Consider the following 15,929-nt stretch of genomic DNA (forward strand, 5'->3'; position numbering starts at 1 on the left):
GAGCGCCGGCCTCACGGGGCCGGCCGGAGGAGGAGACATGACAGCCGCCATCGGCGTCATGACGTACACCGTGCTCGACCAGGCTCGGGTGGACCTGGAGGGAACCCTGGCCCGGTTGGCGGACCTGGGCTACCTCGGGGTCGAGACCTACGGCCTGGTCGAGCACTTCGGGCCCCGCCGGGTCAGGGACGCGATCGCCTCCGCCGGACTCACCCTGACCAGCGCGCACACGCCCTTCCCCGCGGGCCCGGACGCCGAGCAACTGCTCGACACCAACGAGGAGTTGGGCGCCGAGGTCCTCGTGTGGAGCATGGAGCGCGAGGAGTTCGACTCGCCCGAGACGATTCGCCGTGGCGTGGAGCGGGTGAACGAGGCCGCGGAGCGTGCGGCGGCGCGCGGTATGCGTATCGCCTACCACAACCACTTCGCCGAGTTCTCGCAGGAGTTCGACGGGCGGCAGGCCTACGACCTGTTGCTGGAGCTGCTCGACGACCGGGTGCTGGTCGAACTCGACGCCTACTGGGCGGTGATGGGCGGTGCGGACCCGGCTGCGGTCCTGGCCGGGCTCGGCGAGCGGGCGCGCTTCGTGCACGTGAAAGACGGTCCTGCGGTCAGCTACGAGGACGACGTGATGGTGCCGATCGGCGAGGGCGGCATCGACTGGGCCCGCACACTGAGCGCGCCGTCCGGTCTGCGCTGGCACATCGTCGAGCTTGAGCGGCTGCACATCGACACGTTCGAGGCGCTGCAGCGCTCCTATGACCACCTGGTCGGCCGCGGGCTCTCCCGTGGCGGGTCCGTCCCGGCGGCGAAGGAGGAGCGGGCATGAGGGTGTTGTTCCTCGGTGGCGCCGGGATGATCGGGTCCGCCGCTGCCGCCAGGGCCGCTGACAGCGGCTACGACGTGACGATCGTGACGCGGTCCGAACCGGCCCGTGCGGTCGCGGACGGGGTACGGCAGCTGCGGGCGGACGTCCGGGATCCGGCGGCGCTGCGGGCGGTGCTGGGCGAGGAGGAGTTCGACTCGGTCGTCAACTGGGTCGGCTTCACGCCCGACGACGTACGCGCGCACCCGGAGCTGTTCACCGGCCGGACCGGGCAGTACGTCTTCATCAGCACCTGCTCGGTCTTCGGCCGACCGGTGCCGAACCTGCCGATCACGGAGTCGAGTCCGCGCCGCCAGCCGGTGTTCGGCTACGCGCGGGACAAGATCACCTGCGAGCTGCTGCTGGAGGACGCCCACCGCTCGTCCGACTTCCCGCTGACGATCGTGCGCCCCTTCCACACCTACGACCGGACCGTGATCCCGGTGCTGGCCGGGTGGACGGCGATCGAGCGGATGCGGGCGGGCCGGCCGGTGGTGGTGCACGGCGACGGCACGTCGTTGTGGTCCCTCATGCACGCGCGGGACTTCGCGCGGGCCTTCGTGCCGCTGCTGGGCCTGGACCACGCGGTCGGAGAGAGCGTCAACGTGGTCAGCGGCGACATCCTCACCTGGGACCAGATCCATCTGACGCTGGCGTCGGCCGCCGGCGTGCGCGAGCCCGTACTGCGGCACCGAGCCAGCGAGTCGATCGCCGTGGCGGTGCCCGGCTGGGACGAGGTGCTGGAGCACGACTTCCGGCACTCGATGCTCTTCGACACCTCCAAACTGCGGTCCCTGGTACCAGGGTTCGCACCCGAGGTGTCCTTCTCGCAGGGCGCCCGGGAGGTGCTGGCGCACTACGACGCCCACCCCGAACTGCGGTCGGTCGACGAGAAGTTGGACCACGCCTTCGACGTACTGCTGGAGGCGTGATGAAGAGCACCGCGTTCGAGTGGTATTAGGTGGTCTATATTGAGAAGACCACAGCATGCCACTAGCAGACCAGAACGAGGGAAGAGGAACGCGTGATCGGCGTCGGTCTCATAGGTTCGGGATTCATCGGCGACACATACGCGGACGCGCTCCAGGACGTACGGAACGCGGCGCTGGTCGCCACCTGCTCGCGCGACCTCGCGCGGGCCACTGCACTGGCCGCCAAGTGGGCCCCGGACGCACGCGGTTACGACGACATGGCGGACCTGTGCGCCGATCCGGACGTCGACCTGGTGGTCGTGGCGGTGCCCAACGAGGCGCATCTGGAAGCGGTGCGGACGGTCGCCGCGGCCGGCAAGGGCGTGGTGTGCACCAAGCCGCTGGCCCGCAGCGGCGCCGAGGCCGCGCAGATCCTGGACGTCGTCCGCGAGGCCGGCATCTGGCACGGCTACGCGGAGAGTTCGGTCTTCTCCCCCAACATCGCCAAGGCCCACGACATGGTCACCGCGGGCGCGATCGGCGACCTGCTGACCATGCGGGCACGCGAGGCCCACTCAGGTCCGCACGCCCCGCACTTCTGGGACGCCGAGACCGCGGGCGGTGGCGCGCTGCTCGACATGGGGTGCCACACCGTGGAGTCCGCCCGGCACTTCTTCGGCAAGGACAACCCGATCACCGAGGTCTTCGCGTGGGGCGCGACGCTCGCCCACGCGGACCGGACCACCGGCGAGGACACGGCGATCGCGCTGCTGAAGTTCGCCGGCGGCCAGTTGGCCACCGTCGAGTCCTCGTGGATCGAGAAGGGTGGCATGCAGTTGCGGCACGAACTCGTCGGCAGCGCGGGCCGGTTGGTCACCGACACGTCGTCGACCCCGGTCTGGGGCTTCATCGAACGGCCGGCCGGCTACCTCGTGGAGAAGGCCGACGCCGACACCGGCTGGGTGTACCCGGTGCCGGAAGAAGCCCGCGCCTACGGATTCAGCCAGCAGATGCGGCACTTCGTCGACTGTTTCGCCCGGGGCGACACCCCCCGCGAGACCTTCGAGGACGGCGTCGTCGTCAACCGCGTACTGGACGCCTGCTACACCTCGATGCGCTCCGGTACGTGGGAGAAGGTCCAGGCCCCGGTATGAGCACGGAACCCATGAGCGCGCAGCGGCCGGAGCCGGTGGCTTCGGCACCGATGGCCCTTTCACAGGCGTCCCCTTCATCGTCGGCGGCCCTGAACGGCACGTACCCCGAGCCGTTGTGGATGCAGGCCAGGGACTCGCTGGTGCAGCGGATCGCCGTCGGCGAGGTCAAGCCCGGCTCGCGGCTGCCTCCCGAGCGCGAGTTGTGCGGGATGCTCGGCATCTCCCGGGTCACCCTGCGCAAGGCGCTGAACGCCTTGGTCGAGCAGGGCGTGCTGCGCTCCGCCCAGGGCCGGGGCTGGTACGTCGCGGCCGCTGAGCGCAAGGAGTGGCCCAACACCCTGGAGTCGTTCTCCGAGACCGCGCACCGGATGGGGCTGCTGGCCACCTCCCGGGTGCTGCGGCGCGAGAGCGGCCCGGCCAGCTTCGACGAGGCCGAGGCGTTCCAGATCGCCCCCGGCGCCCCGCTGTTCCGCCTGGAGCGGGTGCGCATGCTCGACGGCGTGCCGATCGCGGTCGACCTCGCGCTCCTGCCCGCCGACATCGCCGTCGGCTTCGACGAGGTCGACTTCACCGTCAGTTCCCTCTACGACACGATCACCGGCGCCGGCTTCGAGCTCGCGCAGGCCGACACCACCATCGAGGCGCGCCCCGCCGACGCGGCGCTCGCCGGTCACCTCGCCATCGCGGCGGGTACCCCCGTCCTCGACATGCGGCAGATCGTCCGCGACCGCGCCCAGCGCCCGCTGCTCTCCTCCTCGATCCGCTACGCGGGCGACCGCTACCGCCTGCGCACCTCCTTCATGCGGAATCCAGGGCTTTGAGCCGGCGCCCTCCCGACCCCCTTCGCAGAAGCGGAGCCACCGTGACCACAGCAACACAACCGTCCGCCCACGACACCTCGGCCCTGGCCAGGGCGCTCGCCTCACCACGCCCCGACGAGATCACGGCGTGCACGGCCCTCCTCAAGCGGGAGGGACTGCTCGGCCCGGACACCCATGTCTCCTACTTCGGCCTGGCCGAACAGGACAAGCGCGAGCTGCTCGCCGGTGACATCGCCCCGCGCCGCTTCCGCGTCATGCTGATCGACCTGCACACCGGGCTCTCGCACGACGTGACCGTCTGTCCGGGCGAGGACCGGATCGTCTCGGCCCGTGCCCTGGACGTCGCTGTGGACGGCCATGTCCCGGTGGTCCTGGCCGAGTTCGCGCTCGTCGAGGAGATCGTGCACCGTGACGAGCGGTGGCTCGCGGCGATGCGCAGTCGTGGTCTGACGGACGTCTCCCGGCTGCGGGTCAACCCGCTGTCGGCCGGCGTGGCCGGCCCCGGCGAGGAAGGCCGCCGTATCCAGCGCTGCTTCACCTTCGTGCAGAAGACGCCGGACGACCTCGGCTGGGCGCACCCGGTGGACGGCGTCACCGTCGTCGTGGACGTGGTCACGCGCGAAGTCCTGGCCGTCGAGGACCACGCGGACCTGCCGGTGCCCGACGAGGACGGCAACTTCCACGACCCCGCCTGGGTCGACCAGCCGCCGCGCGCCGGTCTCCAGCCCATCGAGATCACTCAGCCGCAGGGCCCGAGTTTCACCGTCGACGAGAACGGCGTCCTGGAGTGGGCGGGTTGGTCCCTTCAGGTCGGCTTCGACCAGCGCGAGGGTCTGGTACTGCACAACATCGCCATCGACGACGCGGGCCGCCGACGCCCGGTGGTCTACCGCGCCTCGCTCGCCGAGATGGTCGTCCCGTACGGCGACCCGAGCCCGCAACGCTGGTTCCAGAACTTCTTCGACTGCGGCGAGTACCTGCTCGGTGGCTTCGCCAACTCCCTTGAGCTGGGCTGCGACTGCGTCGGCGACATCACCTACCTCGACGCGGTGCTCGCCGATGCCTCCGGCGGCGTACGGACCGTCCCGCAGGCGATCTGCGTCCACGAGGAGGACACCGGCATCCTCTGGAAGCACACCGACAATTGGAACGGCTCCACCGACTCCCGCCGCAACCGGCGGCTGGTGGTCTCCTTCTTCGCCACGGTCGGCAACTACGACTACGGCTTCTACTGGTACTTCTCCCTCGACGGCGCCATCGAGCTGGAGGTCAAGGCGACCGGGGTCGTCTTCACCTCCGGCTACCCCGGCCCCGGTTACGCGTACGCCTCCGAACTCGCCCCGGGCCTCGGCGCCCCCTACCACCAGCACCTCTTCAGCGCCCGCCTGGACATGACCGTCGACGGCACCGACAACGCCGTCGACGAGGTGGAGTCCGTGGCCGTGCCGCGCGGGCCCGACAACCCGACCGGCACGGGCTTCACCCAGTCAGTCACCCGCCTGCGCACCGAGTCGGGCGCCCAGCGCCTCGCCGACAACACCCGCAACCGCTCCTGGCTGGTGACCAACCCGTCCGTCACCAATCGGCTGGGCAACCCGGTGGCGTACCAACTCCACCCGGAGGGACGCCCGTTGCTGCTCGCGGACGCGGACTCCGACATCCACCGGCGAGCCACGTACGCCACCCGGCACCTCTGGGTGACGCCCTACGCACCCGACGAGAACTACCCCGCGGGCGACCTGGTCAACATGCACCGCGGCGGCGCCGGGCTGCCCGAGTGGACCGCCGCGGACCGGTCCGTCGACGACACCGACATCGTGCTCTGGCACACCTTCGGGCTCACCCACTTCCCGCGGCCCGAGGACTGGCCGGTGATGCCGGTCGACTCCACCGGGTTCGTGCTCAAGCCGTACGGCTTCTTCGACCGCAACCCGACCCTCGACATCCCCGCCTCCACCGCCCACTGCCACCCCGGCGGACCCGACCACCACGACCACGCCCACCACCACGACCAGGGAAAGGCCGGCGCATGACGACCGCACACCCGCTGGGGATCCAGCTCTACAGCGTGCGTGAGGACATCGGACCCGCCGACCTCGACCGCACCCTCGCCCGGCTGGCGGGCTTCGGCTTCACACACGCGGAGCCGTACGACATCCTCTCCGACCCCGACCGGCTCGGAGCCGCGCTGCGCGACGCCGGGTTGAGTGCGGTGAGCGCCCATGCTTCGGTGCTGCGGCACGACGTGACGGACATCCTGGACGCGGCGGAAGCCCTCGGCATCGGCTGTGTCATCACGCCGTACGTCGACCCGGGCACCATCGCCGACCGGGCAGGGGTGGAACGGCTCGCCGACACGCTCAACGCGGCCGCCGAGACCGCCGCCACGCGCGGCATCCGCATCGGCTATCACAACCACGACTTCGAGTTCGCCCAGCGCGTGGACGGGATTCCGGCCTACGAGCTGCTCGTCGCGCGCCTCGAACCGGCGGTGGTGCTGGAGGTCGACGTGTACTGGGCCGGGGTCGGTGGCGCCGACGTGTTCGAGCTGCTGCCGCGCCTGGGCGACCGGGTCCGCTATCTGCACGTGGTGCACGAGCGGGAACCCGGCAACGACCGTCCGGTGCTGGGCGTCGACACGGCCGGGCGGATGGACGAGGTGCTGGCGCTGACCGCGCCGGGCGTGGAGCTGCCCGTCGTCGAGGTCGTCGCCCACCACAGCGACGTATGGCCGCTGGTCGAGCGCAACGCGGCCCACTTCCTCGCTGGGGCCGCCGCGTGAACGGGCCCGTGCGGGTCGCGGTCGTCGGCGCCGGTGACATCTCCGACCAGTATCTGAAGACCCTCATCGGGTACCCGGACCTCGCCGTCACCGCCGTGGCCGATCTGGTGCCCGATCGCGCCCGCGCGCAGGCCGAGAAGTACGGCGTCCCGGTGTGGGGCGGCACGGACGAGGTGCTGCGCCGCGAGGACGTGGACCTGGTGGTGAACCTGACCGTGCCCGCCGCGCACGCCGAGGTCGCGCTGGCCGCGATCGCGGCGGGCAAGCACGTCTGGGGCGAGAAGCCGCTCGCGCTGGACCGGGCGAGCGCGCGGGCCGTGCTCGACGCGGCGGACGCCGCCGGGGTCGTCGTCGGCAACGCTCCCGACACCGTGCTCGGCCCGGGAGTGCAGACCGCGCACCGCCTGCTGGCCGAGGGCGCGATCGGCGAACCCAGGACGGTACTGACCCTGATGCAGGGGCCCGGGCCGGACTTGTGGCACCCGCGGCCGCAGTTCCTCTTCGCCAAGGGGGCGGGCCCGCTCTTCGACATCGGCCCCTACTACCTGACCGCCCTGGTCCAGTTGCTCGGCCCGATCGTGTCGGTGTCCGCGACCGGGCAGCGCCCGCGCGCCGAGCGGGTGATCAGGTCCGGGCCGCACGCCGGGACGACCTTCCCCGTCGAAGTACCCACCCACGTGAGCGTGGTGACGACGTTCGCCTCGGGGACGGTCGGCACGTCCGTCTACAGCTTCGACTCTCCGGTACGTCGTCAACTGTTCGAGATCACCGGCTCCGAGGGCGTCATGGAGGTGCCGGTCAGCGGGTTCGCCGGCGACACCCGGCTGCTGACCTCCACCGAGCGCGACGCGCCCTGGACCACGGTGCCCGCCGACGGTGTCCCCAGTGACCGAGGGGTCGGCGTCCTCGAACTGGCCCGGGCCGTGCGCTCCGGTCAACGGCCGCGCGCGGACGGCGAGTTGGCCTACCACGTACTCGACGTGATGCTCGCCGTCGAGGAGTCCGTCGATCTCGGCTCACCCGTCCGGGTGGCGAGCAGCGCACCTGAGGTGCCCCCGATCCCACCCCGGTGGGACCCGACCACGCGCACCCACGACGGAACGGAGCAGACATGAGCGACGGATACCTCGCCTATCGAACGGCCCGCGCGACCCAGGCGGAGGAGCTGGAGGCCGCGATCGCCCGGCTGGGCCCGCAGGTGGCATCGATGGGCGCGGCCGGCCTGCTCTCCGGTCCCGGACCGGTGTTCGTCGGCATCGGCGCCAGCCTGGCCGCCGCGTGCGCCCCCGTGTGGTCGCTGCGCAGTCGGGGCGTGCACTCCTGGCGACTGGGCGCCGGCGACCATCCGTTGCCGTTCCCCCGGAGCCGGCATCCGGTCTTCGGCGTCTCGCAGAGTGGCCGCAGCGCGGAGACGCTGGCCCTGCTGGAGTCCGTCGACCCGTCGCTGCGGTACGCGGTGGTCAACATGACACCGTCGCCGATCGCCGACGCCGCGACCGGCGTGCTGGACATCGGCAGCGTGCCGGACAGCTACGCGTCCACGATCGGCTTCACGGCGACCATCGCCGCGCTGGGCATGCTCGCCGACGCCTGGGACGGCGGCACGGTCGACGAGGGCTGGGCCAGGCTCGGCGCGCTGTTCGCCGCGACGCAGAAGGAGCTGACCGAGCAAGTGCGGGCGCTGGCACCGCTGTTCGCGACGGCCACCTCGGCGGACTTCGTCGGCGCGGGTCCCGCGGTGGGCTCGGCCGAGGCGTCCGCCCTGCTCTTCCGTGAGGTCGTACGCATTCCGTCGACCGGGATGAGCACCCGCCAATACCTGCACGGCGCCATGGAGTCGGCCGGCGGCGGGGTGCATGTCCTGTTCGGCGACGAACGCGAGCACGAGGTCGCCGACACCCTGGTCGCCGCCGGTCACCCGGTGGTGCTCGTCACCGCCGAACGCCTCGCCGAGCGGCCCCTGTTGCATCCGGTGCGAGTACCGCGGCTGCCCGCCGCGCAACGCGCCGTCATGGAGATCCTGGTCGCGCAGATCCTGGTGGAAGCGGTCGCCGAGGTCCGCGGCCTGGACATCGAGGAGTTCGTCTTCCACAACTCCGACATCAAGGTGACCGGGGGTCCGACCGCATGAAGGTGCTCGTCGGCGCCGACATAGGCGGCACCAAACTCGCGATCCGGATGACCGCGCCGGACGGCACGGTACGCGTGGACGTCGAGGTCCCGTCCACGGACTGGGAGGCCGCGCCGGTCGAACAGGCGGCGCGCTGGCTGCTGGACCGGTTGCGGCCGGTCCTGCCCGAGGGTGCCGAGATCGCCGCCCTCGGGGTCGGCGCACAGGGCTGCGACACGCAGGAGCACTGCGCCCACCTCACCTCGGCCTTCGAGGCACTCGGGGTGCGCGCGACCGTGGTCAACGACGCGTCCCTGCTGGTCCCGGCCGCCGGGCTCACCGACGGAATCGGTGTCATCGCCGGCACGGGCTCCATCGCGGTGGGCACCTCCGCCGACGGCACGGTTCTCTTCGCGGGCGGCTGGGGCTGGGTGCTCGGCGACGAGGGCAGCGCGCCGGCGATCGTACGAGAGGCCACCAAGGCGGCGTTGGCCGCGCACGACAAGAGGCGTCCGGACGACGGCCTGCTGGCCGAGCTGCTCGCGCACTACGGCGTCCCCGACGCCCCGGCACTGGCGAGAGCGGTCAACGACTCGCCCACCCCGGCCACTTGGGGCCCTGCGGCACCCGCTGTGTTCCGAGCCGCCGAGGCGGGCTCGGTGTCCGCGCTCGCGGTTGTGGACGACGCCGCGACCCATCTGACCGCCCTCGTCAGCCGGCTACGGGCACGCGGCGCCGTCGGCGAGAACGTGGTGGCCGCCGGAAGCGTCGTCCTCGGACAGCCGTTGCTCGCCGACCGACTGCGGACCCGACTCGTCGCCGCACACCCGGATCTGACGCTGCGTCTGCTCGACGTGGCACCGGTCGCCGGGGCGGTGGCTCTGGCGCGGGTTCGGTACGAGGCAGTGGGGCTGGCCTAGTTCGTACGGGGTGAACGCCACCCGAGTCGGCAGCCTCCCCTCCCCCTCCCCGGACGCAATCCCGAATGGAGTTGAACATGGCAGAGCACAACCATCCCTGGTCGAACGCCCTCTTCGTCGACGGACGCTTCCAGCCGCCCGCCGCGGGAGGAACCCTCCCGGTCCGCGACAAGTCCTCCGACGAGGTGTTCGGCGTCGCGGGTGCCGCCGGGACGGCGGATGTCGACGCGGCCGTCGCCTCGTCGGTCACCGCGCAGCGCGCGTGGGCGGCACTCCCCTACTCCGAGCGTGCCGCGGTCCTGCGCAGGGTCGCGGCGGCCCTCGAACAGGCCGACGGATTCCGCGAGTTGATCATGCGGGAGACCGGCAGCATCGCCGGCAAGGCCGACTACGAGATCGCCTCGGCGGTCGGCGAACTGACCGAGGCCGCGGCTCTGGCCTCCCGGCCGGTCGGCGAGGTGTTGCAGACCGGGCACGCGGGGCGCTTCTCGGTGTCGGAGCGGATCCCGGTCGGTCCGGTCGGGGCGATCACGCCGTGGAACTTCCCGCTGGTGCTGGGGATGCGAGTGATCGCACCCGCTCTCGCCCTCGGCAACGTGGTCCTGCTGAAACCGTCGCCGGAGACACCGGTGTCCGGCGGGCTGGCGATCGCCGAACTCTTCGAGCGGGCGGGAGCGCCGGCCGGCATCTTCCAGGTGCTGCCCGGGGGCGAGGAGGTCGGCCGCCGGTTGGTCGAGCACCCGGACGTGGCGATGGTCCACTTCACCGGTTCGACGACGGTCGGACGCGAGATCGCGCGCACCGCCGGGTCGCTGCTCAAGAAGACGTCGTTGGAACTGGGCGGCAACAACGCCCTGCTCGTCCTGGACGATGCGGACATCGACCAGGCGGCCATGATCGGCGCGTGGTCGAGCTTCCACTACCAGGGGCAGACCTGCATCAGCGCCGGACGCCACATAGTCGACCGCGCGGTCGCCGACGCCTACCTGCGCAACCTGACCGAGCGGGCGGCGGCCGTGACCGTGGGCGATCCGCTGCGGGACGGCACCGGCCTGGGCCCGATCATCAACGACGCCCAACTGAAGCGTGCCACGGGCCTGTTGGACGAGGCGGTCGCGGGCGGTGCCCGAATCTTGACCGGAGGCACGAGCGAGGACAGGTTCTTCCGGCCCACTGTCGTGGTGGACGTCGATCCGGACTCCGCCCTCTGGACGGAGGAGATCTTCGCGCCCATCGCGCCGGTCGCGGTCGTCGACGGCGTGGACGAGGCCGTCGCGCTCGCCAACGACACGCGCTACGGGCTGGTCTCCTCGGTCGTCGGCACCGACGTGCACCGTGCGACGGAGGTCGCGCGCCGGCTGCACTGCGCCATGGTCCACGTCAACGACGCGACTCCGCAGGACGAGCCCCTCGCCCCGTTCGGCGGGATCGGCCAGTCCGGTCTCGGCGGCCGGGCCGGCGGCGACGCGAACCTGGAGGAGTTCACCGAACGCCGGTGGCGGACGGTCAACTCCGACCCGGTGCACTATCCGTACTGATGGCGTCGGTACATCAACTCACTGCCCTGCTGGGCCTCTTGGGCGCCTGCGCATGTGTGATGGACCGGCTCACCGGGCCGGTCCGCGACTGGGCACCGCCCGCGGTCGTCCTGGCCGTCATGGCGCTGATGGTGTGCGGAGTGAGCGGTACGACCCTGGCGGCGGGCGCCGGCGCGGTGGCCGCGGTCGCCCTGTGGACCGCGCTCGCCGGGCCAACGGGCGGTCGGGGCAGGGCTGTTGTGGACCTCGCCACGATGGCGGTCCTGACGGCGTGCGCGAGCCGGGTCGGGCGTGACGGGACACCAGGACACCGGTCCGAGATGCACATGACCGGCGCCCCGGGGACGTACGACAGCCGGCTCTTCCTGCTCCTCGTCGTCTGCTGGGCGCTGGCCCGCGCGGGTGTCCGACTCACCGCGCTCGTCGGATCGTCCGGGCCGCCGCCCACCGACGGGGTGGCGGCCCGGCGCGTGGCCGCGCTGCAGGAGGGGGGCAGCGTGGCCATGGTCGTCGCGATGGCGGCGATGCTGGCGTGACCGGACTGACGGACGACAGACACGATGGAAGGGGCGGTGCCCGAGGGTGCGCTCGATCAATGACTTTCCTACGATCCTCACCGCCCACTTGGGCCACAGCCACTCGGCGTCCAAGGCGGTGATCGCCGTACTGCCGGACGGGCTCGCGCCGGGCGTATGCGAACTCCTCGGTCCCGACAGCCCGGTGTCGCTCACTGCCGAACCGGTCGCGGCCGTCCCGGGCTGGCGGCAGGGCCCCTTCGCCCGGGTTCCGCTCCCACGCCGCCTGCCGCCGGGGACGTACACGGTGCGAGTGGTCGACGGCAGCGGACGCGAGTCGGTGTCGGAGCCGTTCGAGATCGCCGAGGACCGCATCCAGCGTCAGACGATGTCCGACGTGCTCGCGTACTTCAGGGCGATGCGGTCCAGCGGCGAGATCGACCGCAAGGACCGGCATGCGCGGCTGTGGGGCGACGAGAGCGGGCGTGAGGTCGACGCGCGCGGCGGCTGGCTGGACGCGAGCGGCGATCCGAGCAAATTCCTGAGCCACCTCACGTACACCCGGACCATGAGCCCGCAGCAGATCCCGCTGTGCGCGTGGGCGATGGCCGTGGCCCGTGACGCGATCACCGAGCGGCACCCCGCCCTGGTCCGCTCGCTCGGCACCCGACTGCGCGACGAGGCCCTGTGGGGCGCCGACTTCCTGATGCGTTTCCGCGCGCCCGAGGGCTACTTCTACACCGGGATCTTCGACGCCCTCACCAAGCGGCTCGACGAACGGTTCGTCACGGCGCCGCTCGCGGAGTGCGTCCGCACCGACCGCTACCAGGCCGCCTACCGGCAGGGCGGGGGCCTCGCCATCGCGGCCCTGGCCCGCGCGTCCGCCTTCGACGACCACGGCGACTTCACCGGACCGCAGTATCTGGAGGCGGCGCTGTCCGGCTTCGCCCACCTCGAAGCCCACAACGTGGAGTACCTCGACGACGGCACGGAATCGGTGATCGACGACTACGCGGCGCTGCTGGCCGCGAGCGAACTGGTCGGGGCGGGAGTGCGGGCAGGCGGGCCGGGTGCGCAGGTGTGTGAGGCGGCTCGGCACCGCGCGAGGTTGCTCTGCGACCGGTATGTACGCCCGGACGACGGCGGCCCCGGCTGGTTCCGTGCCGACGCGGAAGGACGGCCCTTCTTCCACGCGGTGGAGGCCGGTCTGCCGGTCCTCGCCCTGCTCCGGTTCACCACGGTCCTCCCGGACACACCAGAGGCGGCCCGGGCACGTGAGGTGGCGGTGAAAGCGATGCTGGACACGCTGGCACGGACCTCCGCCGTACCGAACCCGTTCGGGTACCCGCGCCAACGGGTCCGGCCGGCCGGCGGTACCGACCGGGACGCGTTCTTCTTCCCGCACGCCAACGAGACGGGTTACTGGTGGCAGGGCGAGAACGCCACCATCGCCTCGCTCGCGGCGGCGGCCGGTTTCTGCGCGGACGCGGACGGCGTGTCCGATGCCGACCGGGAGCGGCTGCGGGACTTCGCCGACGACCAGTTGGCGTGGATCACCGGCCGCAATCCCTTCCAGGTGTGCATGCTTCAGGGCCGCGGGCGCGGCAACGTCGACTACGAGTCCGACTTCCCGAACCTGCCGGGCGGCATCGTCAACGGCATCACCTCCGGCTGGACGGACGAGGACGACATCGCGTTCCTGCCGGCCGACGCCCCTGAAGGCGAGTCCTGGCGGTGGGCGGAGCAGTGGATCCCGCACACGGGCTGGTTCCTGCTCGCGGTGGCCACAGCGCGCTGACGGGTCACAGGTTCGGGAGGGCGGTGGCGCGGCCTACGCCTGGGCGGGGGCAGTGGCGGCGAGCGCCGCACGCAGGCGGAACCTGCCGGGCGTCAACTCGCCGTCGGAACGCGCCTGTTCCAGCGCCGAAGACCACCACGCCAGATCGTCGAGCATGACGTCGAGGCTCGCGTGCGCGGCCGGATCCGACGGGCGACCCTCGGCGTCGAACGCGTCATTGACGTACGGGATGAGGACGGTGTTGCGCAGCGGCACCGCCTCGGCCTCGATCGCTATGTGCGCCAGGTGCTCCACCGCCCGGATGCCGGCGCCGATCCCCGCGCTGTACCCCACGGCGGCGATCGGCTTGTTGCGGAACCCGTGCGAGATCCACACCGAGTCGATCGCGTTCTTCAGCACGGCGGGGATGCTGTGGTTGTACTCGGGAGTGATGACGACGTAGGCATCGGCCTCCCTGATCTTCTGGTTCCACGCCTTCACGATCGGGGCCGAGTACGTCGGGTCGTTCATGTCCCCGATGGTGCCCGGGTGCTCGGAGAAGAACGGCAGCGGCCACTCGCGCAGGTCCAGCACCTCGACATCGAAGCCGCCGTGGGCGGCGGCCGCCTGCGCGACCCACGAACTCACCCGATCCACCGCCCTGGTCGGACGGGTGCTCCCCAGGATGACGTGCAGCTTGGACATGCGGACCTCCAGTGCTCAGTGAACCCGATTGCAGTACAACACAAATCGTTTGTGGTCACAAACTATCTACCTGCACGTATGCTCTGTGCATGGCCAGCAACAGCGCGAGAACCGACCGCCACTCCCTGCCGCTGATGGAGTACCTGGCGCGCGCGGGACGCCGTGCCGCCGCGGCCGTGACGGAGCCGGGGGGCCTGCGGACTCGGCACCTCGTCGCCCTCAAACTGCTCAGCGAACAGGGACCCGTGAGCCAGCAGGCCCTGGGAGAGCTGCTCAGCCTGGATCCCAGCAACGTCGTCGGACTTCTCAACGAACTCGAGGACCGCGGGCTGACGATCCGCCGCCGGGACCCGGCAGACCGCCGCCGCCACATCGTCGAGCTCTCCGAGGCCGGCGAGGGCGAACTCGACTCCGCCTACACGCTCCTCGACCGGATCGAGGACGAGATGCTCAAGAGCCTCAGCGGCGAGGAGCGCGCGATGCTGCACGACCTGCTCGTACGAGCCGTCGGCAGCTCGGCGCCGCCACGGGACGACCGCTGCATCGATCACTGAGCGGGCGCCCCGCCCGCCTGCTCGCGTTTCATATCGGCCGGCCCAGCTCGCATGTCGGCCTGTCCTGCGCCGGTTCCGGCTGCCGTGCGGCCGGCCCCTGTCGGGGCTAGCTTGTGATCAAAGAATCCGGACAACATCCACGAAAAGTCGCATAAAGCCAGCCGCAAAGCTTTGCGCAATGCCTATGCAGACGTGTTTCGGCCAGCTAGGTTGTGCGACAGCCCACAGGTCGATGGAGACCTGCACGGCTGAAAGGAGCAGATCATGGGACATCTGCGTTTCCCCTCCAAGGTGCCGGTCATCGCCATGACAGGAGCGGCCCTGCTGGTCGCCGGCTGCACGTCGACCAAGAGCGGGGGGTCCGACAGCAGCGCGGACTCCGGTGGCAAGGTCTCCATCGGGCTGGTGACCAAGACCAACAGCAACCCCTACTTCGTCAAACTGCGCGAGTCGGCACAGGCCGAGGCGAACGCGAAGGGTGCCAAGCTCATCGCCCTCGCGGGCAAGTTCGACGGTGACAACCAGGGCCAGGTCGACGCCATCAACAACCTGGTCACCCAGGGCGTCAAGGGCATCCTCATCACGCCGAGCAACTCCACCGGCGTACTCGGCGCCATCAAGGCCGCCCGGGACAAGGGCATCCTCGTCATCGCGCTGGACACCGCGACCGACCCGGCGAGCGCCGTGGACGCCACCTTCGCCACGGACAACCAGGCCGCGGGCGTCAAGCAGGGCAAGTACGTCAAGGCCGCTCTGGGGAGCAAGAAGCCCGCCGTCGTCCTGCTCGACGGCACGCCCGGCTCCACCGTGGACGACCTGCGGCACAAGGGCTTCCTGGAGGGCTTCGGGATCACTGGCGGGTCCTCGGAGATCAAGGGAACCGCTGTCACCAACGGCGACCAGACCAAGGCGCAGACCGCGATGGAGAACCTGTACCAGCGCGACCACGGGATCAACGCCGTCTACACGATCAACGAGCCCGCGGCCGCCGGCGCGGCTCAGGCGCTGAGTGGCAGGACGGGGGTCGTCATCGGGTCGATCGACGGCTCGTGCACGGGTGTGGCCAACGTCAAGAGCGGCAAGTTCGCGGCCACCGTCATGCAGTTCCCCAAGAAGATGGCGCAGGACGGCGTCGACGCCGTCGTGGACTACGCCAAGAACGACAAGAAGCCCTCGGGGTTCATCGACACCGGGTCCCAGCTGATCACCGACAAGCCCGTGGCCGGACTGGACTCCAAGGACACCGCCTGGGGTCTGAAGAACTGCTGGGGCTGATC

At 71.0% G+C, this 15,929-nt stretch carries 15 protein-coding genes; 14 read left to right on the forward strand and 1 reads right to left on the reverse strand.

Annotation, left to right across the window (positions count from 1 at the left end; translation table 11 throughout):
• The first annotated feature begins 37 nt into the window (after positions 1–37).
• The 12 genes from ACWD5F_RS00595 (at position 38) to ACWD5F_RS00650 (ending at position 13,414) form a co-directional block, all read left to right on the forward strand.
• A complete protein-coding gene (locus tag ACWD5F_RS00595; protein ID WP_451249661.1) occupies positions 38–829 on the forward strand; it encodes a sugar phosphate isomerase/epimerase family protein in 792 nt (263 codons plus the stop codon).
• Entirely contained in the window at positions 826–1,797 is a 972-nt protein-coding gene (locus tag ACWD5F_RS00600) for an NAD-dependent epimerase/dehydratase family protein (protein ID WP_451249663.1), read from the forward strand. Before ACWD5F_RS00595 ends, ACWD5F_RS00600 begins: the two co-directional genes overlap by 4 nt.
• A gap of 92 nt (positions 1,798–1,889) precedes the next feature.
• Positions 1,890–2,930, forward strand: a complete 1,041-nt coding sequence (locus tag ACWD5F_RS00605) for a Gfo/Idh/MocA family protein (protein ID WP_451249665.1) — start codon at positions 1,890–1,892, stop codon at positions 2,928–2,930.
• A complete protein-coding gene (locus ACWD5F_RS00610) occupies positions 2,927–3,751 on the forward strand; it encodes a GntR family transcriptional regulator (protein WP_451249667.1) in 825 nt (274 codons plus the stop codon). The genes ACWD5F_RS00605 and ACWD5F_RS00610 overlap by 4 nt, the downstream gene beginning before the upstream one ends.
• Before the next feature lie 41 nt (positions 3,752–3,792).
• Positions 3,793–5,784: a primary-amine oxidase gene (locus ACWD5F_RS00615; protein ID WP_451249669.1), complete on the forward strand. Its 1,992-nt coding sequence runs from the start codon at positions 3,793–3,795 to the stop codon at positions 5,782–5,784.
• Entirely contained in the window at positions 5,781–6,533 is a 753-nt protein-coding gene (locus ACWD5F_RS00620) for a sugar phosphate isomerase/epimerase family protein (RefSeq protein ID WP_451249671.1), read from the forward strand. The genes ACWD5F_RS00615 and ACWD5F_RS00620 overlap by 4 nt, the downstream gene beginning before the upstream one ends.
• Positions 6,530–7,648 carry a Gfo/Idh/MocA family protein gene (locus ACWD5F_RS00625; RefSeq protein WP_451249673.1) on the forward strand — a complete coding sequence of 373 codons (1,119 nt, stop codon included), beginning with the start codon at positions 6,530–6,532 and terminating at the stop codon, positions 7,646–7,648. The genes ACWD5F_RS00620 and ACWD5F_RS00625 overlap by 4 nt, the downstream gene beginning before the upstream one ends.
• Positions 7,645–8,664, forward strand: coding sequence for an SIS domain-containing protein (locus ACWD5F_RS00630; RefSeq protein ID WP_451249674.1), 1,020 nt, complete (start codon positions 7,645–7,647; stop codon positions 8,662–8,664). The genes ACWD5F_RS00625 and ACWD5F_RS00630 overlap by 4 nt, the downstream gene beginning before the upstream one ends.
• Positions 8,661–9,563, forward strand: coding sequence for an N-acetylglucosamine kinase (locus ACWD5F_RS00635; protein ID WP_451249676.1), 903 nt, complete (start codon positions 8,661–8,663; stop codon positions 9,561–9,563). Before ACWD5F_RS00630 ends, ACWD5F_RS00635 begins: the two co-directional genes overlap by 4 nt.
• Before the next feature lie 77 nt (positions 9,564–9,640).
• The gene (locus ACWD5F_RS00640) at positions 9,641–11,101 is read left to right on the forward strand and encodes an aldehyde dehydrogenase family protein (RefSeq protein ID WP_451249678.1); all 1,461 of its coding nucleotides are present in this window, start codon (positions 9,641–9,643) and stop codon (positions 11,099–11,101) included.
• Positions 11,101–11,637 (forward strand): hypothetical protein, encoded by a 537-nt coding sequence (locus tag ACWD5F_RS00645; RefSeq protein ID WP_451249680.1) that lies wholly within the window; start codon positions 11,101–11,103, stop codon positions 11,635–11,637. The genes ACWD5F_RS00640 and ACWD5F_RS00645 overlap by 1 nt, the downstream gene beginning before the upstream one ends.
• Before the next feature lie 46 nt (positions 11,638–11,683).
• A complete protein-coding gene (locus ACWD5F_RS00650; protein WP_451249682.1) occupies positions 11,684–13,414 on the forward strand; it encodes a glycoside hydrolase family 9 protein in 1,731 nt (576 codons plus the stop codon).
• A 33-nt stretch (positions 13,415–13,447) separates the two neighbouring features.
• Here ACWD5F_RS00650 and ACWD5F_RS00655 read toward each other — a convergent pair whose 3' ends face one another.
• Positions 13,448–14,098, reverse strand: a complete 651-nt coding sequence (locus ACWD5F_RS00655; RefSeq protein WP_451249684.1) for an NADPH-dependent FMN reductase — start codon at positions 14,096–14,098, stop codon at positions 13,448–13,450.
• Between the two features lie 89 nt (positions 14,099–14,187).
• Here ACWD5F_RS00655 and ACWD5F_RS00660 point away from each other — a divergent pair, with 89 nt between their 5' ends.
• Positions 14,188–14,652, forward strand: a complete 465-nt coding sequence (locus tag ACWD5F_RS00660) for a MarR family winged helix-turn-helix transcriptional regulator (protein WP_451249686.1) — start codon at positions 14,188–14,190, stop codon at positions 14,650–14,652.
• Between the two features lie 264 nt (positions 14,653–14,916).
• Positions 14,917–15,927: a substrate-binding domain-containing protein gene (locus ACWD5F_RS00665; RefSeq protein ID WP_451249688.1), complete on the forward strand. Its 1,011-nt coding sequence runs from the start codon at positions 14,917–14,919 to the stop codon at positions 15,925–15,927.
• Positions 15,928–15,929: the final 2 nt, after the last annotated feature.

The sequence above is a fragment of the Streptomyces sp. NPDC002499 genome (assembly GCF_053595415.1).